The 26365-nt window shown below is 59.3% G+C and carries 16 protein-coding genes, 1 tRNA gene and 1 other RNA gene; 4 read left to right on the top strand and 14 right to left on the bottom strand.

The annotated features are described in order from the left end of the window. Nucleotides 1-56: 56 nt before the first annotated feature. Both DWV20_RS02090 and DWV20_RS02085 read right to left on the bottom strand, forming a co-directional pair. A complete protein-coding gene (locus DWV20_RS02090; RefSeq protein WP_118256271.1) occupies nt 57-2084 on the bottom strand; it encodes a KUP/HAK/KT family potassium transporter in 2028 nt (675 codons plus the stop codon). 166 nt (nt 2085-2250) lie between these two features. Continuing rightward, complete coding sequence (locus tag DWV20_RS02085; RefSeq protein WP_233539754.1) at nt 2251-3123, bottom strand: nitroreductase family protein; 873 nt, start codon at nt 3121-3123, stop codon at nt 2251-2253. Between the two features lie 213 nt (nt 3124-3336). Between DWV20_RS02085 and DWV20_RS02080 the strand changes: the two genes are divergently transcribed. Beyond that, nucleotides 3337-5637: an LTA synthase family protein gene (locus DWV20_RS02080; RefSeq protein WP_118256270.1), complete on the top strand. Its 2301-nt coding sequence runs from the start codon at nt 3337-3339 to the stop codon at nt 5635-5637. Nucleotides 5638-6278: 641 nt separating this feature from the next. Here DWV20_RS02080 and DWV20_RS02075 read toward each other — a convergent pair. From DWV20_RS02075 to DWV20_RS02030, 9 genes are all read right to left on the bottom strand, one after another. Next, nucleotides 6279-6977, bottom strand: a complete 699-nt coding sequence (locus DWV20_RS02075) for a hypothetical protein (protein ID WP_117635587.1) — start codon at nt 6975-6977, stop codon at nt 6279-6281. A 2-nt stretch (nt 6978-6979) separates the two neighbouring features. Next, on the bottom strand, nt 6980-7549 hold the full coding sequence (locus DWV20_RS02070; protein ID WP_118094321.1) for a hypothetical protein: 570 nt from the start codon (nt 7547-7549) through the stop codon (nt 6980-6982). A gap of 1 nt (nt 7550) precedes the next feature. Then, nucleotides 7551-13049: a hypothetical protein gene (locus DWV20_RS02065; protein WP_118256269.1), complete on the bottom strand. Its 5499-nt coding sequence runs from the start codon at nt 13047-13049 to the stop codon at nt 7551-7553. A 3-nt stretch (nt 13050-13052) separates the two neighbouring features. Next, nucleotides 13053-13700, bottom strand: coding sequence for a hypothetical protein (locus DWV20_RS02060; protein ID WP_117635590.1), 648 nt, complete (start codon nt 13698-13700; stop codon nt 13053-13055). A 93-nt stretch (nt 13701-13793) separates the two neighbouring features. Then, nucleotides 13794-14519 carry a SipW-dependent-type signal peptide-containing protein gene (locus DWV20_RS02055; RefSeq protein WP_118256268.1) on the bottom strand — a complete coding sequence of 242 codons (726 nt, stop codon included), beginning with the start codon at nt 14517-14519 and terminating at the stop codon, nt 13794-13796. 71 nt (nt 14520-14590) lie between these two features. After that, nucleotides 14591-15148: a signal peptidase I gene (locus DWV20_RS02050; protein WP_118256267.1), complete on the bottom strand. Its 558-nt coding sequence runs from the start codon at nt 15146-15148 to the stop codon at nt 14591-14593. Between the two features lie 920 nt (nt 15149-16068). Beyond that, the gene (gene bilS, locus DWV20_RS02040) at nt 16069-16620 is read right to left on the bottom strand and encodes a flavodoxin family protein BilS (RefSeq protein WP_117803973.1); all 552 of its coding nucleotides are present in this window, start codon (nt 16618-16620) and stop codon (nt 16069-16071) included. A gap of 324 nt (nt 16621-16944) precedes the next feature. Continuing rightward, the gene (locus DWV20_RS02035; protein WP_118256266.1) at nt 16945-18804 is read right to left on the bottom strand and encodes an ABC transporter ATP-binding protein; all 1860 of its coding nucleotides are present in this window, start codon (nt 18802-18804) and stop codon (nt 16945-16947) included. Next, a complete protein-coding gene (locus DWV20_RS02030; protein ID WP_118256265.1) occupies nt 18805-20658 on the bottom strand; it encodes an ABC transporter ATP-binding protein in 1854 nt (617 codons plus the stop codon). Nucleotides 20659-20873: 215 nt separating this feature from the next. On the opposite strand from DWV20_RS02030, the gene DWV20_RS02025 reads away from it, so the two are divergent. Further along, nucleotides 20874-21842: a hypothetical protein gene (locus DWV20_RS02025; RefSeq protein ID WP_118256264.1), complete on the top strand. Its 969-nt coding sequence runs from the start codon at nt 20874-20876 to the stop codon at nt 21840-21842. 348 nt (nt 21843-22190) lie between these two features. Here DWV20_RS02025 and ffs read toward each other — a convergent pair. Together ffs and tadA are read right to left on the bottom strand one after the other, a co-directional pair. Beyond that, nucleotides 22191-22286: signal recognition particle sRNA small type (ffs, locus tag DWV20_RS02020), an RNA gene on the bottom strand. Between the two features lie 454 nt (nt 22287-22740). Further along, nucleotides 22741-24522 (bottom strand): tRNA adenosine(34) deaminase TadA, encoded by a 1782-nt coding sequence (gene tadA, locus DWV20_RS02015; protein ID WP_118256263.1) that lies wholly within the window; start codon nt 24520-24522, stop codon nt 22741-22743. 51 nt (nt 24523-24573) lie between these two features. Between tadA and DWV20_RS02010 the strand changes: the two genes are divergently transcribed. After that, a tRNA-Ser gene (locus tag DWV20_RS02010) sits at nt 24574-24663 on the top strand. A gap of 2 nt (nt 24664-24665) precedes the next feature. Here DWV20_RS02010 and DWV20_RS02005 read toward each other — a convergent pair. After that, nucleotides 24666-25250: a TetR/AcrR family transcriptional regulator gene (locus DWV20_RS02005; RefSeq protein WP_158566281.1), complete on the bottom strand. Its 585-nt coding sequence runs from the start codon at nt 25248-25250 to the stop codon at nt 24666-24668. Nucleotides 25251-25461: 211 nt separating this feature from the next. Here DWV20_RS02005 and DWV20_RS02000 point away from each other — a divergent pair, with 211 nt between their 5' ends. Next, complete coding sequence (locus DWV20_RS02000; protein ID WP_199411166.1) at nt 25462-26013, top strand: LemA family protein; 552 nt, start codon at nt 25462-25464, stop codon at nt 26011-26013. Nucleotides 26014-26365: the final 352 nt, after the last annotated feature.

The following is a 26365-nucleotide window of genomic DNA, read 5'->3' as shown; positions in this document are numbered from 1 at the left end:
GTTCCAAGTGTATAGCCTTTGCAGCCTGCGGTCGTTAGACAAACAGCAGACGTCGACTACGGGCGCTCGTCGGGGGCCAGACGCTGCATCTTGTTCACGGCCTTGAACTTGGTGAACAGCGGCACGTACTCAAAGCTCACGTTGGAGTTCTCCAGGCCGTACCAGCGTGCAGGCGTGCCGGCGGCGCGACGAATGATGTACTTGAGCGTGATGGCCGTACGCTCGCTCGGCTCCACATCGCTCTCAGGCGCCAGAAGCTTACGGATCAGGACGAACTTGAACGTACCGATGTTGCCCGGATCCTTGTAGACCGAGTAATCATGCGTCTGCGCCGGCAGCTCGCCGGTGGCAGCCAGGTCCTGAACAACCTGACGCAGGTAGGCATTGACGCGCTGGTTGATCTTGTAGCCCAGGTACAGATGCACGCGGAACACGTAGTCGGTGCCGAACGTCTCGACCGAATAGGCAAAGGTATGCGGCTCGTCCATGGTCTCGACATTCACAAACCACCAGGCGCGAGCGCGCTTGGGATGCTTGTCCAAAATCGAGTAGACGATATCACGGTCGATGTAATCGGTATGGGTGTCCTTGGTCAGGTACACGATGTTGTCGCTCAGGCGCTCGTAGCGATCGTCATCGCGCAGGCGCTTGAGCTGCGGCAGGTAGCTGCGCAGCGGCAGCAGCGTAAACTGGCGCTGCTCAACAGCCGTACCGTTGTACCAGCACACCATAATGCCCATGATGAGTGCAGCCATGAGGATGGTGAAGTAGCCGCCGTGGAAGAACTTGGTGAGCGAGCTCACAAAGAAGAAGCCCTCGAGCATAAGGAAGAAGGCGGCAAAGATCCACGGCGCGACCTTGAGATTGCGCTCCACGTGCAGATAGAAGAAGAGCAGCATTGTCGTGCACATCATGGTCAGCGTAATGGCAAGGCCGTAGGCGGCTTCCATATGCGCCGAGTTCTGGAACAGCAGCACCACGATGACGCAGCCGACAAGCATGACGTTGTTGACCATGGGGATGTAGAGCTGGCCCTTGGTCTCGGCAGGGTAGAAGACCTGCATGTGCGGCATGAGGTCCAGGCGACTGGCCTCGGACACCAGCGAGAACGCGCCGGTGATGAGCGCCTGCGAGGCAATGATGGCCGCGACGGTGGAAAGGCCTACGGCAAACGGGCGCAGGCCCGGGGCGAGCATCTGGTAGAACGGGTTGAGATCGGCAATGCCCATGAGCTCGGGGTTGGCAGCGTTGTTCATAAGCCAAGCGCCCTGGCCCATATAGGACAGCAGCAGACAGCACTTAACGAACGGCCAGGTAGCGTAGATGTTGCCGCGGCCGACGTGGCCCATGTCGGAGTAGAGCGCCTCGGCACCGGTGGTGGCGAGGAAGCAGCTGCCCAGGATCATGATGCCCGCGTGGTTGTTGGGGCTCAGCAAAAAGGCGATGCCGCGCACCGGGTTGAGGCACAGCAGCACGGCGGGGTGCTGGAAGACAAAGAACAGACCCGTGCCGCCCAGGAACAGGAACCACAGCGTCATGATGGGGCCAAAGGCGTGACCGATTTTGGCCGTACCGATGCGCTGTACCAAGAAGAGCACGATGATGATGGCGAGCGTAATGGCGACGACGCGGCCCTGGTCATCGCCCAGCACGGCATGGACCGCCGGGATGGTGCGCAGGCCCTCGATGGCCGTGGTAACGGTAACGGCCGGCGTCAGGATGCCGTCGGCGAGCAGCGCGGCGCCACCCAGCATGGCAGGGATGATGAGCCATTTGCCGCAGCGCTTGACCAGGCTGTACAGGGCAAAGATGCCGCCCTCGCCGTGGTTATCGGCACGCAGCGAGATCAGCACGTACTTGATGGTGGTCAGCAGCGTGACCGTCCACACGACAAGGGAGAGCGCGCCGAGCACGAACTCCTCCGTAACGCTTCCGATGCCGCCGTTGCCGGCAACGAGCGCCTTGGTTACATACATAGGGCTGGTGCCGATATCGCCATACACCACGCCCAGCGTGACGAGCATCGCCGAGATGCTCACAGGAATCGCAGCGTGCGAGGCTGCCTCCTTGGCCTTTTGTTCCATAAGCCGGTTTCCTCCCAACTTTAATGTTCGAAGGGATTATAGGCAATCGGCCCATGTTTTAATGCACTGTTTTCCCAGCTAAATAAACATTTATACGGCCTTTAGGCCACCTCGGCGATATGGAATGTGACAAAGGGACTGTCCCTTTGTCACATCACCGCATTCGTTACTTGCCGAGCCAGTTTTTGAACCACCACTCCATGGAACGGCTCATCTCGGCCATAAAGGGGCTCGTGTGCTTGCGGGTGTAGATATCCACCACGCGCTCGCCTACCTCGCGGGCATGCGGACGGAACATCGCGTCCATCTCGGCCACCTGCGCGTCCATGGTCGTGGCGCCGGCGCGGCAGTAGCGCTCCTCGTGCACCAGGTTCACCACGGGGTGCGCGATTGCCGGGCGCTCCTTACGGGGCGTGCCGATGATGAGCATCGACAGCGGCATGGTATAGGCAGGCAAGTCCAGCAGTGCGGCAACTTCCTCGGCGTTCTCGACGATATCGCCGATATAGCAGCTCCCCAGCCCCAGAGATTCGGCGGCGACCACGGCGTTTTGAGCGGCGATCACGGCATCCTGCGCCGCGATGGCAAAGTCGCCCAAACCCGGCGCGCGGCGGGGCGCCTTGCCCGTGCGCCCGACAAACTCGGGTTCAAAGCAGCCCACGTGCTCAAACAGATCGATCCACTTGGCATAATCGACCACAAATATAAGTGCCCAGGGCGCCTTGGCGATCATGGGCTGGTGATCGCACAGGTCGGCCAGACGGTCCAGCGTAGCCTGCTCGCGAATGCTCACGATGGAATACATCATCATGGCGCCCGCCGACGGCGCGCGACTCGCCGCATGCAAGATCGCCGCCCGCTGCTCGTCGGTCACCGCCACGGGACGGTCGTTGTCATCGCGCGCAAAAGCGCGCGTGGACGAACGGTGCTCCAAAATGTCCAGTACCGCGTTGCCCGTAGTCTCGACCGGATAGCCGTACGTATCCACGCCCGCAGCTCCGTCGTCGCCCATGCCCGCCTCGCAAACCTGCTCGCTCATCGCCCTACCCTCGCCATTTCTTTAAGAAGCCTTTACGTTTCCGTGTAATTCCCGTCCATTATCGCGCAGGTCGCCACTACATTGCGCCACACCGCCACACGCGCGCGTTAATATGGCTGGTTGGTGTGCGCAGCCACCAATTGCTGCGCATATCTTGGTAACAATCGGGTAAATCCCCGCTTTCGTAGGTTTTAGTTTGTGAGGAGTCTCAGCATGTTCGCTGCCGCCATCTCGCTCGTCGGTCTTGCGGCGACCGTCTACCTTGTCTTGCGCGAGGCCAAGGCCATTTGCGCAAAGTCGGGCACCGTTGCCAAAAGCGCTCTTGGGTGGAGCGTCGCCTTCGGCCTGTTCCAGCTCTTTTTGACCATTTGGGGCGCCATTGGCCTCGTCTCTCAAAACGAGCCGCTCGCCTTTGTGATGCTCATCCTGACCAACGCCATCCTCACCGGCTGCGCTTGGGCCAGCATCGCCCGCGACCGCATCGCCCCGCGCGTCTTTGCGTTCGCCTCGGCCGACGCTCCCGCCCCCACTGGCAAGCTCGCCCGCCTGCGCGGCGCCTTTGTGGGCAAACCGCTCGTCGCCGCCGTCCTGTGCCTGCTGCTCGCCGGCGTCTTTGCGCTGCTGGGCATGGAGGTCTCGTCCAACCACGACTTTACCTGGGTCTACCCCCTGTGCATCCTGCTCGAGTGGGCCATCATCACCACGCTCATGGTCGGCCTGTTCTTCCTATTCCAGCGCCACGGCGCAGCTCCCGCCGTCCTGGCCTTTGCCCTCTTTATCCTGGGCATTGCCGAGTTCTTCGTCATCACGTTTAAATCCATGCCCATCCAGCCGGGCGACCTTTCGGCCATCTCCACCGCCGCCGCGGTCGCCGGCACCGGCTACACCTTCTCGATCTCGCTGTTCTGCGTGCTGTCCATGGGCTTTACCGCCATCGCCATGCTGCTGTGCGAGTACGCCGGCCTGGTCGCGCCGCATCGCCAAAAGGGTGCCGCCAACGCCAAGCGCATCCTGCTCACCAACCTGCTCGTGGCGGTGCTGTGCCTGGGCGGCGTGACCGCGCATGTCACGCTCATCGACTACTACAACACCCTCGGTATCACCGTCTACACCTGGCGCCCGCTCGAGAGCTACTGGCGCGAGGGCTATCTGCCTGCCTTTATTAGTGCGGCACAGTCCATCAAGCCGCCCAAACCCGCCGACTACTCCGTCGACGATGCCAAGGCCACGCTCAAAAAGTACGCCAAGGCCTACGACAAGTCCGACGCCGCCAAGAGTGACGAGCGCGCCGCCGCAAAGGAGCAGTTCGACAGCGAGAAGCCCACGGTCATCGCCATCATGAACGAGACGTTCTCGGATCTGTCGATCTACCAGAACATGCGCGCCGGCTACGAAGGCCCACAGTACTTTAAGAACCTGTCCAACTGCCTCAGCCGCGGCAAGCTCTACGTGAGCGCCTACGGCGGCGGCACGGCCAATACCGAGTTTGAGTTTATGACCGGCAACTCCATGGCCAACCTGGGCTCGGGCGTGTACCCCTACACCATCTACAACATGGAAACGACCGGGAACCTGGCAGAGCAGTTCAAGTCGCTCGGATATTCCACCACGGCCATGCATCCCAACCACGCAACCAACTGGAACCGCGAGAACGTCTACAAGGACTTTGGCTTTGACCAGTTCCTGTCCATCAACGACTTCCAGGGTGCCGATACCCTGCGCGGCATGGTGACCGACCAGGCTACCTACGACAAGATTCTTGAGCTGCTCGACCAGAACGCCGATCCGCAGTTTATCTTCGACGTGACCATGCAGAACCACTCGGGCTACGACACGGGCCTGCTGCCGGTCGACAAGCAGATGCACCTGAACATCGACACGACCGATCTGGACGCCAAGACCATCGAGGACGGCACGCTGTCCGATGTCGACGAGTACGTCTCGTGCATCGAGCAGTCCGACCAGGCGCTGCGCTACTTCCTCAACGCCTTGAGCAAGCTCGACCGCAAGGTGGTCGTGGTGTTCTGGGGCGATCACCAGCCGTTCTTCCCGTCCAAGTTCAACGATAAGTGGTTCACCGGCGAGGACGATGCCACCCACCAGGAACGTCTGTGGCAGACCGACTACATCATTTGGGCCAACTACGACGTTGCCGGCTGCGACCAGACGAGTGAGACCGACGACCTGTCCACCAACTACCTGTCCACGCAGCTCATGCAGCTGATCGGCGCACCGCTGACCGACTACCAGAAAGCGCACATGACGCTGCGCGAGTCGCTGCCCGCTATCAACTCCGTGGGCTACGAGGACTCCAGCCTGCGCTGGGCGCTCTCCTCCAACGTCACCGGTGACGACGCCGCCGCAGCAGCCGCCACCAAGGCACGCGAGGATTACGCCAAGATGCAGTACTACGAGATGTTCCGCGACGGCAAGAACGTCTACACCGAGCACTTCCAGACCGAGGCCAACGAGACCGACCCCAACCTGGCGCCGGGTACGACCAAGATCAAATAGCGACACGTCTTAACTGGTTCGTCTGCCCGGCGGCGCGAAACGTAAGGTTCCCTGCTCGGACAGTCCTGCTCGCACGGAGAGCACATTAAGTGCTCTCCGGCTCGTGCGGAACTCGCGATGAACCTTACATTCCGCGTCGCCGGGCAGACGCCTCGGTGTTGAAGCGCGGCTTGTCATGGGGATACCCGCAACATATATAAGTTGAAGGCCACGTCATGTGGCCTTTTTTGCATCCGGAAGCCGTGTCCCAGAATCCATGTCTGGAATGGGATGCGGTTTCCGCTTACGGCCCCGTTGGGAAACTCCATCCCACTCCGATTGCAAATTCCGGGTCGCAGTTTCCGTCAAGCCCCTCAACCGGAAACCGCATCCCATTCCAAAGGCGAATTCCGGGACACAGCTTCCGCAACCCCACCCATCCGGAAAGCCCATCCCACTCCGAACACATCCGGGCATAGAATAATCAGCTTATTAGGCCTTCCATCAATAAAGAGGCGCCCTCCCGGGCGGCGGGCACGAAGTTCATCGCGAGTTCCGCACGCAAAGAAGACCACTTAATGTGGCCTTCGTCTTGCGCAGGACTGTAGAGCTGGGAACTTCGTGCCCGCCGCCCAGGAGGGCGTTGCGTTTAGAAGATGGACCTAGCGCTTGTTCCTCCGGGACAAGAGAAGCGCGGCTATAAAAGCGATGATGGCAAGCGCCAGCAACACCAAAAGCAAAGCGAGCGTGTTGTCGCCCGTTGCCGCCAGACCAAGCAAGCCGGGCTTCTTGCTGCCAGCAGGTTGTACGGGGATCTTCTCGCCATCGTCTTCGGCGGTGATTTCCCAGCGAATTGCCTTGTTTGCGTCGGCAAGCTCGTTGCCCACCGACGTCGGGACACTTAGTTGCAAATTGAGTACCGTGCTGCCATCGCTCGTAAACGTTGCGACCTGCGTGGGATAGGCAAACACGCTGCCCGGCGTTCCCGTCTGGAGCCAACCGGCAGACGCATCGGCCGCCGACGCCGTTAGGGTAATGGGCGACAGCAGATGTGCCGTCTCGTGATCGACAACAGCCCGCACAAACACACGTACCTGGGACTTTACACCCGTGGCACGAACCCCAATCTGTTGCTCGCGTACATCGCCGGGCATTAGATCTTTAAAGGCTGGAAACAGATCGGGCTCCCCCGAGGAGTCCGTCGCTCCCGATACCGTTAGCTGGCGTGCATTTCCGTCATAGGCAATCGAGGGCGTATCGGCGAACGCACGGGCAGGAACGGCGAGCGCGACCACGCAGAAAATGGCCGCGACCACACAACGCAAGGAACGCGCAACGTCTTTGAAAATCGGTAAAGCCATGCTTACGCACCTCCGTGCGGCGGCACCAGCACGCCATCTTTGACCGTACAGTTCCATGCCTCGGTGACCGCATCGTCGGGCGTAGACTGAATCGCTTGGGTCGAGATGTCAACAACTAGGTTTTTACCATCTGCCTTCTTCTCGGACACGCCCTTGATGAGCACGCCCGTCTTGTCGAGCGGCGCAACAGGAGACGTCCAGTAGTAGAACCCGTCGGCCGAGCGAACCCAAGACGAGGCGCTGCCAGTAGTTGAGGCATTGGACACGTTGCCCCACACAATGGCGTAGTCGGTACCCTCGACCGGCTCATCCCACAGGCGCGCGCCATCCTGGTCCTGCCAGTAGATATCCACCGCAGCACGCAGGTATGCCGGAGCCGAGCCCTTGTTTGTAATCGTGACGTCACTCTTCACGTTGCCATTGAGCTTCTCGTCTACCGAGGGCGCCACCGAACCAAAGCCAAACTCGTTGACCAGCACGCCCGTAACCGAAAGCCACGCAAAGGTGCCGGCAACGCCAGCCAAAAGAAGAACGCCGACAAGGAGGGCAACGATCTGCTTGCGCTTACCCATCCTAGTCCTCCCTCCTTAGCGTGCCGTTTTCCCAAACATTCTTGGCACGCGAGCCACCATCGACCCATTTGTCCTTCGCGCGCGTGTTAACGCACGTCACCACGGCGTCGCCTGCGCTCGAAGCAGACGAAATCGTCAGCTCGGCAGTTTTACCGGGCGCCTTGCCCGGCGTGCTCAGCTCGCCCCGGTAGCGCCATGCCCAAGCCGTATCTTCCTCGACGGTATAGATGCCCGCCGGAGCGGCGAACTGCACGCTGCCGACATACCAGGTCTCACCGTTTTCCGGCTGCTGCTTATCGACTTTCACCTCGACCATGCGCGTCTCGGCAGGAGAATCCTGCGACATCTTTCGCGTTACCTTAAAGCGGAACGTTTGCCCCATAGCGCTGGCATCGGTCGTCTTTTTAACGATCGTCAGCGCATGAGTCTGGGCAAAGTTGAACACGGCTTTGCCGGGGCCCTGATCGCCCTCGCCCGTCTTCTTGGACTCCAGACGGTTGGCCAGGTCGAACGAGCCGCCACCCGAACCCAGACTGTAGAGCGAGACAAACTTGCCGTTCACAGGCTTTTCCGCCGCAGAAACGCCCTCTGCACCAGGGCCGTAGCTTGCCTGCGTTACCGTAACGGTCAGTTGTGTTCCCATAAACGGCTCGGCAAAGCAGACCTTAAACGGCGCCTGGTCGGCACCGTCATCGACGGTGTTGGCGGCGGCGGGATCGAGCAGCCATTTAAGCTGCGCGGTCATGGTTACGGGTTTCGCGGGATCAGACGTATCGTTGGCAACCACGCGATACGTCACGGGATACAGGTCCATGTCGCCCTTGACTGGCTCGCCCTTGAACTCATCCCAAGACTTTGCAGTGCCATCGGCACCCACATATCGCCACTCCAAGAAGAGCTCGCGCTTATCGCCATTGGCAGCAGCCTGTTCATCGAGCAGCGCGACGATCTTGGAGTGGGCGTCCGGATCGTACGCCACGGATTTTTGCTCCATCACAGGATTGCCGTCGTTGTCGTAGAAAGGGTTGCCGCTCTCGTCCATTTTGGGAACATCGACCGTGTAGACAAAGCCAGGCTTACCGTCCTGCGCGCGCTCGTCGCCCGAGTCGACCGTCGCCGTAAAGATGACCGCCCCGTCGACGCTGTGATAGCGCACCTTATACGGCGTGACCTTGTACACCGCGGTATACGTCGCGCCCTTAAAGGGTTCACTACCCTCGAGGGGATACTTATCGTCTTCGGTCAACAGGGTGTATTTGCCATCGGGTTCATAGTCGCGCGACCAGCCGACAAAGTCGTACTTGGTGCCGTCAATGCCGACAACCTCAGCTGTAGCTCTTACTTCCAGCGAAATTTGATCGCCAGAGTCGGTGCGCGAAAGAGAACGCACGGAATCGGGGTTATCCAGATTGGCATCGATATTCGATTGGACAATTACCGCGCTGGCACGGTAGACCGGGTACAGCTCCATGGGGGCGTTAACCACAGTGTTTGTATTCACCATGGGAAGGCCGTCCGACCAAACGACATAACAGTTGCCGGATGCCGGTTTAGTTTCCGTCCAGCCTACGAAGGCATTGTATGCGTTCGTTGCATCATCGATGTCGCCAACGTTATACGTCGGCAGCGGGATGCCGTCCTTAAGGCTGCCGAGCGTATCGCCCTGCTGGGCTACCTTGCCATCCACATCTTTGGCATTGAGATGGTACACGACCGCCAACGGCGAATAGTACGCCACAAATGTATAGGCTCCGCCGGGTTCCACCTGATAGGAATACGAGTTATCGCCGTTAGGTTCGAGCTTTTTAACCTCACCGTTCGGGAGTTCGATTTCGACCTTATTCAGCTTGTATAACTCGCCGCCGGACTTGTATACCGTCGTTTCGATATCAGGAGTCACCGTTGCCGTGGCGGGATCGTTGTCCGCATTGAGATTAGGGGTGATGTCATACCTAGGAACATTCACCTCGGAAGTGCCATTAAAACCGGCGCGGTGCAGGTTGGTGGTGTAGTTGACGTCGAACTTTGCGTAGACGGGATAGGCATCCTGACACTTGGTGACCTTGAAGTCATCCGTCGCCAAGTATGGCGCCGCCTTTTCCGGATCGCTCGTCACATAGGGGTCGTTGGCGACATCATAGATATAGTTCCAGACGGGAGAATCCTTCTGGACCTCGGCGGTCGAAATCCAACCCAAGAACTTATATCTCGGATCCGGCTCGCCCTTAGGATTCCGCACGGCCATTTCAGTATCGGTCGGAGAAGACTCGAGGGTCAGGGGGCTCTCATACGATCCCTTCTCACCATCTTCTGGCTTTTCGGCCACTTTAACCGACTTATTAACATGCGGGTAGTAATACGTGAACGTCGGATCCGCCCCGTTCACCTTGGTCTGCAGCAAGTTACTCTCATAGCGCCGCGTGGCAGTCCTCACGACATTATCGCCCTTGTTGTAGAAATTAACGTCCGTGGTAATCATCGCGCGAACGTAGTACTTCTTATCTGTACGCACCATGCTCTCGATGGGATTTTTCACATATGTCCAATATTCACCATCGCGCTCAAGCGTCCAGAAATTCAGGCGATAGCGATCATTCACCGGTTTGACCGTTACGTTCAGCGAAGCCGAAGTCCAAGTATCGCTTAGCGTTGCAGCGCCTGGAAAATCGGTATCGGCATAGAGGTTTTTTAGAGTATCGGCTCCCGTATCGTTTTTAACGTTGTGCGAGTACGCGTTAAGGGGACTCACGACAAGGGTTTCCTTCGTGAAGCGTGTGCCACACGTTTCATAACTATCCTTTATACCGTGGTCAACATGCTCCGGGCCCCAGTGGACGACGTTTTCACGCACGAAGGTACTACCGACGTTTTCCTCAAAGGGCGTTTGATAGCGATTCCAAACGGAACAAAGTAGCTTGCTGTCCGTAAACTCATGGTTGGTATAAGCCCGAACGTAATAATCCACTCGGTACTCAAAGCGGGCGATGTAGGTATGCGGCGCGGTTAAATCGACATCGGTGGGGAGCGTATAGCTGGGATCGCGGCTTACGCGCACCTCAAGCGGGGCATCCTCGGTTCCCTTGTTTTCATACCAACCCAGGAAACGGTAGCCGTCGGGCAGCGCACCGTCCTCTGATAAAGGCTTGTTGTCCACGTCGCACACCCGCACCGTGTACACACCGGTGCCATCCTCGGCAGTCTCAACCTTAACGTCAGTTTTGCCCACACCATCGCGCCGAGTCTGATCGTCGATTGCATCCTGCTCATTGCCCTCAAACACCGTCATGATGTTCGACACATAGTCGGTGTACACCGGATAAAAATCGGTAGGGCCAAGCACAGTGATCTCAGCGCCGGCAGGATAGAACGCACCGGCGTTTTTTAGCTCGGCAAGCTTAGGCGAGGTGATGGCCGCGTAACCGCCATGCATCCCGGCCTCGCCGCTCGGCTGCGTCGTCCAACCAATAAAGGTGGCGCTGGCAGATAGAGTGCCGCGGTCCGCAGGGGCAACCGGCGTTAAACCGACACCATAGCGGTACCAATCCGTCGACTTGTCGTGCGCCTCGCCGCTCTGCCACGAGAGCATCTCACCCTTGACGTTATAGAACAGCACCTGCGCCTCGTACGAAGCAATAAAGAGGTCGTTGCCCTTAAAGGCCTCGGCCCCCTTCGCGTTATCGGCAGTATAGGTCGACGTTTTGTCGTTTGCCTCGTTCTTCTGGACCTGCTTGCCAGCAGCCACAGCATCGGCATCGGTCTTGCCGTCAAACCAGCTGTTGTCTTGTCCAATTCGGTTCACACGCACATCGGGCTCGCGGAACCAGCCCATAAAGCGGTAGCCGCCGTTCGCCTCGCTCAGGTCGGCAGGCTTTGCAGAGGTCTCCTGCTTAAACGTTACCGAGGTATCGCCCTGGGCCAAGCCCTGAGCAGTTCCCGCCAGCACGGCACTCACGGCAAAGGCATACGGATCCGAGGTCGCCTGATCAATACCGAGTTTGGTTGCCGTAATAGTCGCGGTACCCGCACCGGGAAAATCGATCGTCGCCTTAACGCTTTGGCCATGCACGGGGATATTCAGCTTGTAATCCATCGCCCATTCATTGGTGTGCTGGCCACCCAGGGCATCGTCGTTGGCGGTCGAGCGCATGGTGCCGGCACAGAAGTCGTAGTCGTGCTCTTCCCATAGCTCACGCGTGGTATAGCGCTCGTCGTCCCACGGGCCATAGCCGTCGCCCTTGGTGGTACCGTCGCCGCCAAAAGAGGGGATCTTCTTCTTAGCCGCGGTACCCTGGCTGCTGCCGTTTAGGCTCACGCTCGGCTTAAAGTAGCACTCGGTGACCGTGGCGTCGCCCTTGTTGGCGCGCGCAGCAATACCGCCCAGGTTCACGTCGTTTTGGATGATGGGGATCACGGCGATGGGGTTGTATTGACGCGAGCTCAGGTCACCTGCAAAGTGGCTGCGGACGAGCTCATTGCCTTCTTTGGTTAAAATACGACCCGCCAGGCCACCCGCCCACGCGCGCGTCACGGCGACAACGCCCACGTACGACGCGGCATAGCTGTAGCACTGGGCCGTCGAGAAGCAGTCGATGATCTTGGCGTCACCTGCCATGCAGCCCACAAAGCCCGAGGCGTACACGTTGTTGCCGCCCAGGGCGCCAATGGCCACGTCGTACTTATTGGTGACGTCGGTCATGCCCTTCTCGGCAATCGAGCCGTCGTCCTTACGCGTCGGCGTCACGCGGCAGTACTCGATAGTCGATTTCTCAACGTAGCCGGCAAACGCCGCCATATACAGACCCTCACCGCCGAGCGCCTGCACGCCCGAAGTCGTGTTGTTAACGGCGCGGCCACCACGTACCTCGCAGTTATAGAGGGTACAGCCGTCGAGCTCGCCGGCGATGAGACCGCCCTCAAAGCCTGCGTTGGTAATGAGGTTGAGAGCATTGTTGGCGCAGGTCACGTGCAGCGTGCTCTCCATGACCATAACGTTTTCGAAACGCGTATTGACGGCCTTGCCCACGATAATGCCACCGCGGAAGTCCGCCCACACGTTGGCGTCCTTGACCAGGAAGTTTTTGATGGTGGCACCGTTGGTCTCGGCAAAAAATCCCGTATCGCGCTCGGGGTCAAAAGCGTCTTTATCGTAGTTCAGGCCCTCAACGGTGTGGTTTTGACCATCGAACACGCCCTTAAACGGATGCTCCTTGTTGCCAAACGACAGATGCTTAACGGTGTTTGCAACGATGTCTTTCATGTCGTCGCTGTCGAGCTCAATGTCGTTATCGAGATAAACGTGCCAGCCGGACGTATCGCGCTCGCGCGACAGCGCCACACACGACAAAAAGTCAGCCTCGTTTTTGATGTGGAATTCGTTTTTGTTCTCGGGCACGTCCTCGGCATGCACCGCCGTCGGCAGCGCCATAACGCAGCAAATGGCAATCGTCGCGACGGCAACTAGCCTGCTAAGCACGCCCCGGTTCATGTTCTTGATCTTCATAGGCTAGTTCGCCTCCGGCCAACCCACAACGTCAAGTACGTCGAGGGCGGTATCGCTTGCCTGCTGGTTTTTGGCCTGCACGGCCTGAACATCGATATCGAGCCTGAATGAGCCGCCGCGCGCGGCATCGTGGTAGTCGTCCACAAAGCGCAGCGAGTCCATGAGGCTTTCCGTCATGGCGCCGGGGTCGAGCGTGCCGCCACGCCCGGCCAATCCGCGGTAGTAGTACCACCCATCGCCGCCATCGACCCACGGGAACCCCTCGCCCGCGTTCACATGAAACGCAACGCTGCCCGAAGCATCCGCGCTCGAACCGTCGGGCGCCACCGACGTCATGCGCAGACGCGCGCGAACGTACTCAGGCTGCGTGCCAGCGTTCTCCACGCGCACAATGCGGCTGATGTCAGAACCCCCGGCCTTGGTGTCGGGATAGTCCCCGTGCTCGTTGGGCTCAAACGGAATCTCCTCGCCCTGCTCGTTGAGGGTGTATTCGCAGACTCGTACCTTCACGCTGCCAAACGATAGAACGTTGTTCGCCGGAACCATATCAACGGTAAAAGCCAGCGTGCCGCACAGACACGCCAGGGCCAACAGCGCCATCGCGGCAAGCGCCAAGGTACGTTTCTGATTGTCGGAAAGATTGTTGAGCATTACGTTCGCCAATCGTCGATCAAAGGGGGACCGAGATCCCGACCCGAAAATGGGGATGGGGAGCGGGCCGGGATCTCGGTGGGGGGGGTGGGGTTACTGCTTGGTCTGAGCCCAGGCCTTGGCCTGAGCAACGGCGTTGTCCGCTGCGTTGGTGGCGCCATCAGCCTGATCAGCACCGAAAATAAAGGCGGAGACAGTAATCTCAGGCTTAACGCCATCACCCGAGACAACGTCATCGCTCTTCATTGCACCGGGGATCATCACCTGGCTAAAGAGCTCGCCAGTGTAGACATCCTTAGCTGCTTCCTTGGCACCCAAGGCGACGGGACCGTTCTCGGCACCCTTGGCGTACATGAACAGACCGCTTACGTACTGTCCCTCGGTGCCGTTCGTCGTCACCTGTTCAGCAGAAACCGGCTTCCAGTTCGCGTTGAGCGTAAAGTAAGGAGTGCTCGCAAGACCTGCACTATTCTTGACCACGGCGTTCTTTACATAGATGAACACAAAAGCGTCATCGGAACCGTTTTTAATACCAACGTTCGGGTTCTTGCCCATCGGAGAGCCCGGAATCATCTTGTGCTCCGCGCTGGGGTCCCACTTGGTCTCGAACAGATAGGCACCGCCACCAGCCTCCGTGCCAGGCTGCTCGGGGTTTTCCGGATCAGGCTTCTTATCGGGAGCCTCGATTTTTCCAATCGTAAACACGTTGTGCAGGTCGGCAGTAGCCGTCAGCCATGCATAGGTACCCACGCCGGCAGCCAGTACCAGCAGCAGCAAGGCGGCAACGATGCCGTAGCGTTTTTTCTTCTTGTTTTCCATCGTTCTCTTCCTTTCGAAAATCGACTTCCCCGGCAACGGCCCTTGCCGTTGCCGACACCTCTCCCCTGCCGCTATGAACGCCGCTCCCTCGCATGCGCGCGGGCATGCTTGCCCGCAGGCTCGTCGGGAACCATCCGATCGAGCACAATCGACGCCGCGACCAGCAGCGCCAGAACGGCCACCACAACAAGCAAACCGGGCATCGTCGTGCAATATGCGTTAACGAAGCCCAGGTAAGGGACACAAAAAGAAACGACACCGATCACGCGTGAAAAAGGCGTCTGCTCGGCGTCGTGCATGATGGTTCCATCTGCATTTTTGTTTGCGATTCCCTGCGTGCTGATCGTCTGCGCCACGGGGTCGACCTCGTACACCTGGTGAGTCACCACGGCACCGTCCGATCGGTAAAAAGCTGCATTGTCACCCACGACAATATCCGTTGGATCAACCTGGCGAACAAACACCATGGAGCCGACGGGGAGCTCGGGTTCCATAGAGCCCGAAAGCACTGCAAAAGGCGTGTATCCAAATGCGCGGGGAGCAAAAGAAACAACGGCAAGGGCTATGACAAGCGCAAGCGCCAGACTGCTAAGAAGTGCAATAAAATGTTTGACTCCGCGCGCCGCCATAATGATTAATTCATCCCCATCGAGGCCTTATTCGACCCCTCCAAAGGTCAGCAAGTTTCAACAGGAACCGCAAGGCGATTGAAAAGTGAGTCCGAAATAAGCCATTTGGAATCTTTTCGTAATAAAAACATAGCGATGTGCTACATATTTTTCAATGTTTTGTCGCTAAATGCTACTTATTTTGGCGTAAGCGGTCATTTATCCCCAAATTAGACTGTTTTATCCAATATCTGTGACTAACCCCTACGCAATTCATTAATAGAGGGTTTGATATTATGCGCAACCAAAAGAATCATACCCCCCCCCCACATTAAAATTAACTGCTGGATGTACCATTTATTTTTAACCCCTCCTATTTGAGTTTTATGCTGCCGCATATCGCTCGCAGCCCATAACCCTCAGCAAGCCGTGCCCCAGAATTCGCGTCCGGAGTGGAATGCGGTTTCCGCTTGCGGCCCCGTTGGGAAACCGCATCCCGTTTCTCGACCGAATACTGGGATGCAGTTTCCACAGAGCCCCTCAACGGGAAACCGCATCCCATTCCAAAGGCAAATTCCGGGATAAAGTTTCCGAATCACCACTCATCCGGAAAGCCCATCCCACCCTGAACACATCCGGGTACGTTTTTCAGCTACCTGCTACGCCCAGGCTCTGCAATGTGGCGCCCGCCCGGCGGCGTCTTGCTGCATGAATCCCATCGAATGGTGCGAAAAGAAGCCCGGATACGTCTGGTAGCCGTACTCCATCTGGCGATACATCCAGCGAATGCACGAGACCGCATCGTTCAAAACCGACTTATCATCCGGATGATGGAAAAGCCCCCAGACGCTTGCCACGGCACATCCCCGTGTTAAGAAAAAAGCCTCGAGAATTTCGAGGCTTTCACGTTTGTATTATTTCGAGCGCGCGACGGCGATTGCCTACTCGCCCAAAACGGCCTTTTTGGCGGCTGCAGCCATGTTGTCCAGATCTTCCTTGGTGGGATGGTCCTTCGCGGCAACCCAGTTGTCGAGCAGCATCTTAAAGCGGGCGTTGTCGGGATCTTGCTCGAGCATGGCCTCGTAGCGCTGCTTGACCGCAGGGCCCATCTTACCCTGGCACATCGCCCAGCCCGCAAGCTCGGCATCCCCAGCCAAATTGGAAGTTACGCGGTCGATAATCTGCTGGTAATAGCTCTGGTCGGCGCCAAAGCCGCAGGTGCCAAACAGGAACACGCGCTTGCCGTGCAAGGCGGAGAGCAACGCCGCGACCGAAGGCGTGCACGCGCCCTTGTCGCACCAAAAACCGACGAGCACTGTGTCGGCCGCGCAGGCGCCCTGCGCCTCGAGCGCAACCTGGTCTGCATCTGCATCGTCACTCAACGCCGCGGCATGGACAAACTCAACGCCCGCAGCCTGCAGAGTGCGCTTGATCGCGCCCGAAACCATCCTGGTATTACCGCTCTTGCTGTTAACCACCATTGAGCACGTCATAGTCACGTTGCCTCGTTTCCCCCAAAACTAAAGCCACTAATGCAATTTATTAGATGAATATCTTAGTACTAACGTGACAGATGTAAACCACCGTCTGTCGATTGGCGACGCAGACGACATCTTTGGACAGATTTCGAACATGTATGTACTTCGGACTGAAACCGCCGCAGAACGTTTCACGAATGGCCGAAAAACTGTTTCACAAAACGCCGTCAAATTGTTTCACGAAATACCGTCAAATTGTTTCACGCGCTGGTAGAACGCTATATAACACGATCGCTCTATGGGACAAACAAACCTGATTAATTTGCCCCACGGGCTTGCTCACTGAGCAAACTGGCTGCGGTAGAGTTCGGCGTAGAAGCCGCCTGCCGCTAGCAGCTCGTCGTGCGTGCCGCGCTCGATAATCTGGCCGTCGCGCATGACCAGGATGCAGTCGGCGTTGCGGATGGTGCTCAGGCGGTGCGCCACCACAAAGCTTGTGCGGCCAGCCATGAGCTCGTCGAATGCTGCCTGCACCTGCAGCTCGGTGCGGGTATCGATGCTCGACGTTGCCTCGTCCAGCAGCAAGATCGCCGGGTCGGTAAGCATGACGCGCGCGATGCACAGCAGCTGTTTTTGACCCTGGCTAAACGTGCCGCCGTCCTCGCCAATCACCGTGTCGTAGCCGCCTGGCAGCTGCACGATAAACTTGTGCGCATGCGCGCGCTTGGCCGCCTCGATAACCTGTTCGCGTGTGGCATCGGGACAACCGTAGGCGATGTTGTCCGCCACGGTGCCCTCGAACAGCCACGTATCCTGCAGCACCATGCCAAAGGCACGGCGCAGGCTTGCGCGCGTGTAGTCACGCGAGGAACGGCCATCGACCGCGATGCGACCGGTGTCGATATCGTAGAACCGCAGCAGCAAATTGATGAGCGTTGTCTTGCCACAGCCCGTGGGACCGACCAGGGCAAAGCGCATGCCGGGCTTGGCATCGATGCAGATATCCTGCAGCAGTTTGCGGTCGGGCACATAGCTAAAGTCCACATGCTCAAACGAAACCTCGCCCTGCGGGGCGGCAAGCTCTACGGCGTCCGACGCGTCGGGCTCCTGCTCGCGCGCATCGAGCAGCGCAAACATGCGGCGCGCCGAGGCGTACGCGGTCTGGATCTGCGTGATGACGTTGGTGACCTCGTTGAACGGCTTGGTGTACTGGTTGGCATAGGACAGGAAAATCTGCACGCCGCCCACCGTAAGCGCCGCCGGCACGCCCGTGATCACGCCCACGCAGCCGATCACAGCGACCACGGCATAGATGATGTTATTGATAAAGCGCGTGCCGGGGTTGGAGAGCGAACCCATAAACTGCGCGCGCTCACCCGCGGTGTAGAGCTCAGCGTTGAGGGCATCGAAGCGCTGCTGAGCGTGCGGACCGTAGGCAAAGGCGTCGACAAGTTTCTGCTCGCCCACATACTCCTCGATATGACCACCGAGCTGCCCTTGGATGCGCTGCTGTGCTGTAAAGCTCTTGTTGGAAAGCTTGGCGATGGCGCCGGCTGCAAAAATGGAAAGCGGCGTGACGAGCACCACCACGAGCGTCATGATCAGGTTGATGGAGAGCATAAACGCGAGCGTGCCAACGATGGTGATAACGCCGGTAAAGAGCTGGGTAAAGCCCTGCAGCAGACCGTCGCCGACCTGGTCGACGTCGTTGACCACGCGGCTCATAAGGTCGCCGTGGGCATGGCCGTCGATAAAACTGAGCGGCATGCGGCTGAGCTTATCGCTCGCCTCCACGCGCATGTCGCGCACCGTTTCGTAGGACAGGCGGTTGACGCAGTAGCCCTGCAGCCACTGGAAGGCCGCTGCTCCCACCACGACGAGCGCGAGTTTGGTAACGAGCGGCAGCAGCGCGTCGAAGTCCACCTGACCGGCGGCAACGATAAGGTCGATGCCCTCGCCGATGAGGATGGGCGTATAGAGTTGCAAGATCACCGAGACAGAGGCACTCACAAACGATGCCGCAAACGAAATGCGGTGCGGTCGGACATAGCCCAGCAGGCGGCGGGTCACCGCGCCCACGGGATAGCGCTCGGGATCGCCGGGCTGGCGCGGACCGTCGCCCAGGTCGTTAAGGTTATCGTTACCGGACACATTGGCCGTCATCGTGGCGACCGAACCGGAGGAAGTGTACGGATTCATTTAGCAGCCCTCCTTTGCGCAAGTGGATGCCAGGGCGCACGCGGCGCCTGGGGTGGACGTGGACGTCGCGCTCCCCCGCTGACCCTCGAGCTCCTCACGACGAAGCTGCGACTGGCAAATCTCGCGATAGAGCCGGCAGGTCGAGTACAGCTCATCGTGCGCGCCCAGGCCCGCGACCGAACCGTGGTCGAGCACGCAGATCATGTCGGCATCGCGCACGGTCGAGACGCGCTGGCTCACGATCACCGTGGTCAGTGGGAGCCCGCCCGCGGCGGCACCGCGCACGCTGCGCTCGCGGATGGCATGGCGAAGCGCCGCGTCGGTCTTAAAGTCGAGCGCCGAGGCGGAGTCATCCATGATTAGGACCTGTGGAGAGCCCACCAGGGCACGTGCGATGGTCAGGCGCTGGCGCTGGCCACCGCTAAAGTTCTTGCCGCCCGCCTCGACCGGGGCATCGAGCCCCTGCGGCTTGTTGCGCACGAACTCGCTCGCCTGCGCCATGTCGAGCGCCGCCCAGAGCTCCTCGTCGGTTGCCGCCTCGTCGCGCCAGGTTAGGTTGCTGCGAATGGTGCCGCTCACCAGCGACGCTCGCTGCGGAACGGTCGCGACCACGTGGCGCAGCTGATCGAGCGGCCAGGTGCGCACGTCGGCGCCCATCACGCTCACGCTGCCGGTGCCCGCATCGTACAGGCGCGGGATGAGCGAGACGAGCGTGGACTTACCACTGCCCGTACCGCCAATAATGCCGAGCGTCTTGCCCAGCGGGAGCTCCAGGGTCACATCGTTGACGGCGTTGGCAGCGCCCGCGCCAAAAGAGAAGCTCGCATGGCTCAAGCTCAGCGCAGGAACTGGAGCGACATTGCCCGGCTTGAGCAGCGCGACCGGCTGGTTGCCCTCGTCAGCGATGCTCGGCTCGCAGTTGAGCACCTCGTTGATGCGCGACGCGCTGGCGCTCGCCTTGGTAAAGACCACGACCAAGTTGGCAACATACACGATGGAGGTGAGGGTCTGCGTCATGTAGTTCACAAACGCCATGACCTGACCCTGCGTGAGCTCGCCCACGTTGACCTGGATGCCGCCCACCCACAGGATGGCGCACACGCCCAGGTTCATCACCAAAAAGGTGACGGGATTGAGCACCGACGAGAGCTTGCCCACCGCGATGGCAGTATTGGCCTGGTCATCGGCGGCTTGGGCAAAGCGCTCGCGCTCATGGTCCTCGCGCACAAAGGCGCGAACCACGCGGGCGCCCGAAAGCCCCTCGCGGCAAATGAGCGCGATGCGGTCGAGCTTTGCCTGCAGCTGCTTGTAGTACGGAATGCAGCGCGCCATGACAAACCAAAACACCAGGCCGATGGCGGGCGTGCAAATCAAAAAAATCATGCCGAGCTTAAGGTCGATGGCAAGGGCCGCGCACATGGAGCCCACCGCCAGGAAAGGCCAGCGGATGAGCATACGCACGCCCAGCGCCACGGCGAGCTGCACCTGGTTGACGTCGTTGGTGATGCGGGTGATAAGCGACGGCGTGCCAAAGCGGTCGAGCTCGGCATAGCTCAGCTTGTTGATGTGCTCGTAGAGCGCGCCGCGGATATCGGTACCCATGCCCTGCGAGGTCAGCGCCGCCATCTTTTGGCAGACGAGCGTAAACGAGATGCCGATCACGGCCATGGCGCCAAGCACCATACCGTAGTGGACGACGGCGTTGACATCGTGTGTGCCGATGCCCTTATCGATCATCTGGGCAATCACGAGCGGTGTAAGCAGGTCAAAGATCACTTCGATCAGCTTGCACGCTGGGCCGATCACCATATACCGGCGAAACTTGCCACCAAAACGCCTGAGCAGCTCAATCATGTATAGGCGCTCCCTATCATCATCCACATTCAATTCGAACCATGATAGTACCGCCACCCCAAAAGAAGCGTAAACAACTCGCCATTTCTAATGGGGTTCGGTTTCCAAAGAAGCGGAGAGGCACGCGCACACCCAGCCAGTGGCGGGCAAACCGCCTGATATACTTACATTAGTGCTACCAAGTTAGTCGCCGACCCTTGAAATGAGGTGCCGAGATGAACGAGATTCTCGCAAGAAGAGCAAGACGAGCAACTGTGGGCATCGCCCTTTCCGCGGCACTTGTCGCGGGAATCGCCCCCGCAACGGCGATCGCGGCAGAAATCAGCTCCCCCACCGGTGCAGTTGCCTTGCAGACGGAAGATGCGGCCACCGCAAAAGAAAGAGCGTATGCAGCCATGCAGGAAGCGCTCAAAAACCTCGAAGCCGCGAAAGACGCCGCAAGTCTCGAGAAACTTGCGGAAATCGATGATGACATTGCCAGTTTTCAAGAGATCCACGACATGGTGGTGACGGAAGCCGCCAAACGGAGGGAACCCCTTCCCGCCATGCAAGCGAACGTCGATGCAGCCCAAGCCAAATACGATGAGGCCCACGACCGGACAAGCGGCCTTCAGGCAGAATTAAATAAGGCAATCGACGACGGAGCTTCTAACGAAACTATTAAGCAGTTGCGAAGTAAGATCATGTCGGCAGAAAGGCGAGAAAAATCTTGTGAAGATGATCTTCACCACTGCCAACGCCGGCTCGAAAGCCAGAAAAAACAGGTTCAGTATTTCGAAAGTGAGGCAAAGGAAGCTAAAGCCCACATCGACGAGGAAATAGCCAAGCGAAATGCGCTCCTTAGCGATTTGGAAAAGGCGCAAGCGGCCTATGACGACGCCTGCAAGGCATACGAAGAGGCAAAGGCCGCGGCAGACAAGGCCACCTCGCCCGAGATAACGAAACCCGCCGAGACGACAAAACCCTCCAGCTCAGCGCAGCCGGCCGAAACGGCACAGCCCGCCAGCTCGTCCGCGACCGGCAAATACGCTCCATCGAGCTCCACCAAGCAAGCAGATACGACCGCCGGCAAGCTCGCGAACACGGGCGACGCAGCGCCGAGCACAATCGCACTCGCAGGCATCGCCGCCACAGGACTCGGAATAGCCACCGCAGCCACACGCCGCCTCAAGAACTCAAAATAGCCGCCAGATCATACTACCTTCGCCAATCCACAAACCCGGAGACAAAAGAGGCCCGTTTCCCCAACCCATGGAAACGGGCCTCTTTACTTGAAAAAACAGATGGCAACGCCGCCGTCTCTTGTACCACGCAGCCATCAATGCCCAGACAACACTAGCAAGCCGCGTTCCTTAAGGGATAGATTTAATTAGACTAACGCGCCTTTACGGGTGATTTTTGGACGACGGGGCCCGGCCGGCGACGAGGCATTTGGTAGTCGAGCGATCCCGCAGGCGCAGCCGAGGACCAGCGAGACACCAAATGCCTCGTCGCCGGCCGGGCCATGTCGCGGCACCAAAAAAGCGCCCGTGCGCTCGATGGATTCGGATGCCCGACAGAGGCTCCTTATGGCTGCTTCCTTCCGGACCTGACCAGATTCGGAACATGTCGTCATCCGAACCCATCGAACGCGCTAGGCGCTCGGTATATCTTACCTGCTCCCGCCCGATGGGGCAAGACAGCTAATTTGGGACGGGGCTTTTTTGACTACTTTTTGACTGGGGGCATCAGAGTGGCGAAAGTAGTCAAGAAAGCCCCGTCCCAAATAGACTGGTCTGACGCTGCGCCACGAAAAGGGCCTATCTACTACGTTTAGGCCGCGGGGTCAACCATAGCCGGCTTTTTCGAAAATTGGCAAGCTTTCTACCTGCGGTTTTAATTTCACAAATTCCGGGATGGTCGAGGGTGTTCCGCTAAACGTAGTAGATTACCGCATTTCATGGCAGACGGTCCGACCCAAAGCACAAGGCGACCAGCCTCGGATGGCCATTCACGAAGTTGCGGTGGAATACGGACTGAATTGGCGCCTTAAAGGCAAAAACACTCTGTATTTCACCGCAAGTTATTGGGGAGGGATTGGTTTTAGAGGCGGCCAAGGTCGTAGGCTCGCGCGGCAGACTCGCCGGCGCAGATGAGGTTGGTTGCGGCTTCTTGCGGATCGAGTGCCCGCTCCAGGTCCATGGGCTTGCGACAGATCGGCAGTACAAGGTCAATGCCCTGCTCATACACCGCATCCAGGCTGTCGGCACGACCACCCACGACGGCGACCACCGGCTTGCCACACCGCTTGGCACGGCGCGCCACGCCCACCGGCGCCTTACCGGCGGCGGACTGCTCGTCCATATTACCCTCGCCCGTTATGACCAGGTCGACATCGCGTACACGCTTGTCAAACCCCACGAGATCGAGCACCGTCTCCACACCCGAGCGTAGCTCCGCACCGAGCGCCAGCAGCGCGGCACCCAGGCCACCGGCGGCACCTGCGCCGGGCACGCCGAGCACCGAGCCAAATGTCCGTGCGCCCTCGGGTGTGCGCAACAACCCCTGAGCCCGCGCCCCAGCAATCGCCGCATCGAGCAGGCGGCCGTAGCTGACCATCCAGCTGTCGCGCCTGCGCAGCACCTCAGCGTCATCCGCCGGCAGACCCTTCTGGCCGCCGAACACCGCAAGCGCGCCGCGACGCCCCACGAGCGGATTCTCGACATCGGAGAGCACGACGACACGCGCGCCATGCAGCGCCCGAAGTGCCGGCGCCAAATCGATACTCGCCACCTGCTCAAGTCCAGCAAGCCCGGGAGCGATATCGCGGCCGCGCTCATCGACAAGGTGGGCGCCCAGCGCCTGCAGCATACCGGCGCCACCATCGTTGGTGGCACTGCCGCCCAGACCAATATAGATAGTCTTTGCCCTGGCACGGACCGCGCGAAACATGAGCTCGCCCACGCCATAGGTCGAAGTCGCAAGCGCCGCCGATTCCGTGCAGGGCGAATACCCAATACCCGCCGCCTCGGCCATCTCAATTACAGCCGACTCGTGCTCGCCGTCCACCAGCATCCGGGCAGACACGCGGTCGCCCAAGGGGCCTGTAACCTCGCAGGTCACAAGCTCGCCACCGCGCACGGCGATGGCGGCGATCGTTCCCTCGCCACCATCCGCCAGCGGCAACGCGGCCATCTCGGCATCGGGCCACACACGGCGCACGCCTTCGGCAACCGCCGCCTCCGCCTGCGCGCTCGAAACGCTGCCCTTAAAGGAATCAATCGCCAACAGCACACGGCGGGGCCGGCGGCACGCAGGACCAAAGTCAACCGCCGTGCCGGCATCCTCACCGGCACCTGCAAGCGCTGCGGCGTGAGCGACGTGCGCGTCAAGATCGGCCCCACAACCGCAATCAGCGCCGCCTGCTCCGCGCAGACCGCCAAAATAGCTACTCAGTAGCTCGCGGCATTCATCCGCCAGGACCCCAGCCGTCACGTTAAACCGATGATTCAGGCGCGAATCGGCATTCAGGTCATACAGCGAACCCAGAGCGCCCGCCTTGGCATCAGCCGCGCCATACACGCAGCGTCCTACGCGCGCGTTAACCATAAGCCCCGCACACATGCAGCAGGGCTCGAGCGTCACGTAGACCGTACAGTCGGAAAGGCGCCAGCGACCGAGCGACCGAGCGGCAGCGCACAGGGCCGCGAACTCTGCATGAGCCGAAGGGTCCTGATCGAGCTCGCGACGATTATGCGCCCGCGCGACGATCTCACCCGCGCGCACCACCACAGCGCCAATGGGCACCTCGCCCACCGCCGCGGCGGCTCGCGCCTCCGCCAACGCCTCGCGCATGAACTTCTCGTCGATTTCGGTGATCGTCATCGTTCGCCTTCCCTGTTGCAGATTCAAAACGATGCTATCATTACGACTCACGGAGAGATGGCAGAGCGGTTGAATGCGGCGGTCTTGAAAACCGTTGAGCGCGAGAGCGTTCCGGGGGTTCGAATCCCCCTCTCTCCGCCACCTTAGTGATTCACCGGTGTCATGGTCCGCTCAAACAGTGCATCGACCACGTCGGCTATCTCAGGTCGACGCTCAAGATCGTGGCCCGATTCCCACCATATCGTGAAAAGTCGAATAATACCGCCGGCGACAAACTCAGACGTCGTCTCGAGCGACACGGGGGCCAGGGCATCCTCGGCAAGCACGTTCATCACACGCTCGCGGATGGAGCGGGCAATGCGGTCGCAAATAACGTTGGTCAACATGCCCGACATGCTGCTTGCCAAAATGTTATCCATGAGCTGCTCGTGCGCCAGAATCAAATCCATGGCATCGTCCAAAATCGCGTGCCGAAGCGCGCGCACGTCCTCGGCAGACACTGCGCCGGCCTCATCGGGCTGTTTTTGCGGCAAGCCCGACATGAGCTCATCGATATAAAAGGCAAAGTAATCGTTCTTGTCGCGAAAGTGCTTGTAGAACGTCGTGCGGCGAATCATGGCGCGGTCGCACAGCATGGCAACCGTCAGGTCCTCAAAACGATGCTCCTCGAGAAGCTCGGTGAAGGCATCGAACAGGGCGCGGTAGGTTTTCTTAATGCGAAGGTCCACTGGTATCGCCATCCTCAGGGCAAAGACAACGTTCGTCAATCTGTCGCATATCTTACACCTGTACCTCGTGCGCTTTGTCCCGGTACCAACCCCACCGAAAACATAACGCTTACCGGAAAGTTCGGCACGGCAAAACGTTGCGGGTATACTAGTAGCGTTATACCAACGGCAGCTGGCGCATGCCGCCGCGGCCATTCGAAACGGAGACATCATGATTACCGTCATCATCGGCATCGTTGTTGTCATTGTGATTGTCTGCGCCATCGCCGGCATCTACAACAACATGGTCACCAAGCGTAACCGCATCGATAACGCCTGGCAGAACATCGATACGCAGCTGCAGCGCCGTAACGACCTGATCCCCAACCTGGTCGAGACCGTCAAGGGCTACGCCAAGCACGAGCAGGAGACGCTCTCCGCCGTGATCAGCGCGCGCAACACCGCCGTCAAGGCCACCACGCCCGAGGCCAAGATGGAAGCCGACAACGTGCTGACCGGTGCGCTGCGCCAGCTCTTTGCCGTCGCCGAGGCCTACCCCGACCTTAAGGCGAACACCAACTTTACGCAGCTCCAGGCATCGCTCGAGGATACCGAGAACAAGGTGAGCTACGCACGCCAGAGCTACAACGATTGCGTGCTCAGCTACAACAACGCCATCCAGACGTTCCCGGCTGTTATCTTTGCCGGCATCTTCCAGTTTAAGGAGCGCCAGGGCTTCGAGGCCGCCGAGGCCGCCCGCCAGGCACCAACCGTCAAGTTCTAGTGAGCCGTTGACGCATCCACAACCGTTTTTGCATAAACCGCCCCGTCGAATGCATACTTCGACGGGGCGGTTGCTTTTTGCCCGAAGGTACCCCCAGGGGCGGCGTGCAAATTTTGGAGTTTTCAGCATCCCGGAACCCACAGGGCAGGAACGTGCCCACAGAACCGCGTTGAAAACCCTGATTCTGAGCCCTCAGCGCCTCAGAGATCGCTCATTTTTTTACAGGATGCGGCTCATGGCGCCTGACTTTTGTCCAAAAACCAGTATGCAGGCACCCTCGACTGCTGAAAACTCCCAAAAATGCACGCCCCGCCCCACCCCAGGCGAGCGGCAACCGAAAAAACGTGCACGT

It is taken from the genome of Collinsella sp. AF02-46-1 (assembly GCF_003465825.1).
Lineage (GTDB): Bacteria > Actinomycetota > Coriobacteriia > Coriobacteriales > Coriobacteriaceae > Collinsella.
Note: the sequence above shows the minus strand (reverse complement) of the source record. Positions and strands in the feature narration are given on the sequence as shown.

Coding starts and splice junctions, on each gene's coding strand:
- DWV20_RS02085 (WP_233539754.1), bottom strand. CDS start 3,123: ATGAGCGAGCAGGTTTGCGAGGCGGGCATGGGCGACGACGGAGCTGCG.
- DWV20_RS02075 (WP_117635587.1), bottom strand. CDS start 6,977: ATGGCTTTACCGATTTTCAAAGACGTTGCGCGTTCCTTGCGTTGTGTG.
- DWV20_RS02080 (WP_118256270.1), top strand. CDS start 3,337: ATGTTCGCTGCCGCCATCTCGCTCGTCGGTCTTGCGGCGACCGTCTAC.
- DWV20_RS02025 (WP_118256264.1), top strand. CDS start 20,874: ATGAACGAGATTCTCGCAAGAAGAGCAAGACGAGCAACTGTGGGCATC.
- DWV20_RS02060 (WP_117635590.1), bottom strand. CDS start 13,700: ATGCTCAACAATCTTTCCGACAATCAGAAACGTACCTTGGCGCTTGCC.
- tadA (WP_118256263.1), bottom strand. CDS start 24,522: ATGACGATCACCGAAATCGACGAGAAGTTCATGCGCGAGGCGTTGGCG.
- DWV20_RS02065 (WP_118256269.1), bottom strand. CDS start 13,049: ATGAAGATCAAGAACATGAACCGGGGCGTGCTTAGCAGGCTAGTTGCC.
- DWV20_RS02035 (WP_118256266.1), bottom strand. CDS start 18,804: ATGAATCCGTACACTTCCTCCGGTTCGGTCGCCACGATGACGGCCAAT.
- bilS (WP_117803973.1), bottom strand. CDS start 16,620: ATGACGTGCTCAATGGTGGTTAACAGCAAGAGCGGTAATACCAGGATG.
- DWV20_RS02055 (WP_118256268.1), bottom strand. CDS start 14,519: ATGGAAAACAAGAAGAAAAAACGCTACGGCATCGTTGCCGCCTTGCTG.
- DWV20_RS02000 (WP_199411166.1), top strand. CDS start 25,462: ATGATTACCGTCATCATCGGCATCGTTGTTGTCATTGTGATTGTCTGC.
- DWV20_RS02030 (WP_118256265.1), bottom strand. CDS start 20,658: ATGATTGAGCTGCTCAGGCGTTTTGGTGGCAAGTTTCGCCGGTATATG.
- DWV20_RS02070 (WP_118094321.1), bottom strand. CDS start 7,549: ATGGGTAAGCGCAAGCAGATCGTTGCCCTCCTTGTCGGCGTTCTTCTT.
- DWV20_RS02050 (WP_118256267.1), bottom strand. CDS start 15,148: ATGGCGGCGCGCGGAGTCAAACATTTTATTGCACTTCTTAGCAGTCTG.
- DWV20_RS02090 (WP_118256271.1), bottom strand. CDS start 2,084: ATGGAACAAAAGGCCAAGGAGGCAGCCTCGCACGCTGCGATTCCTGTG.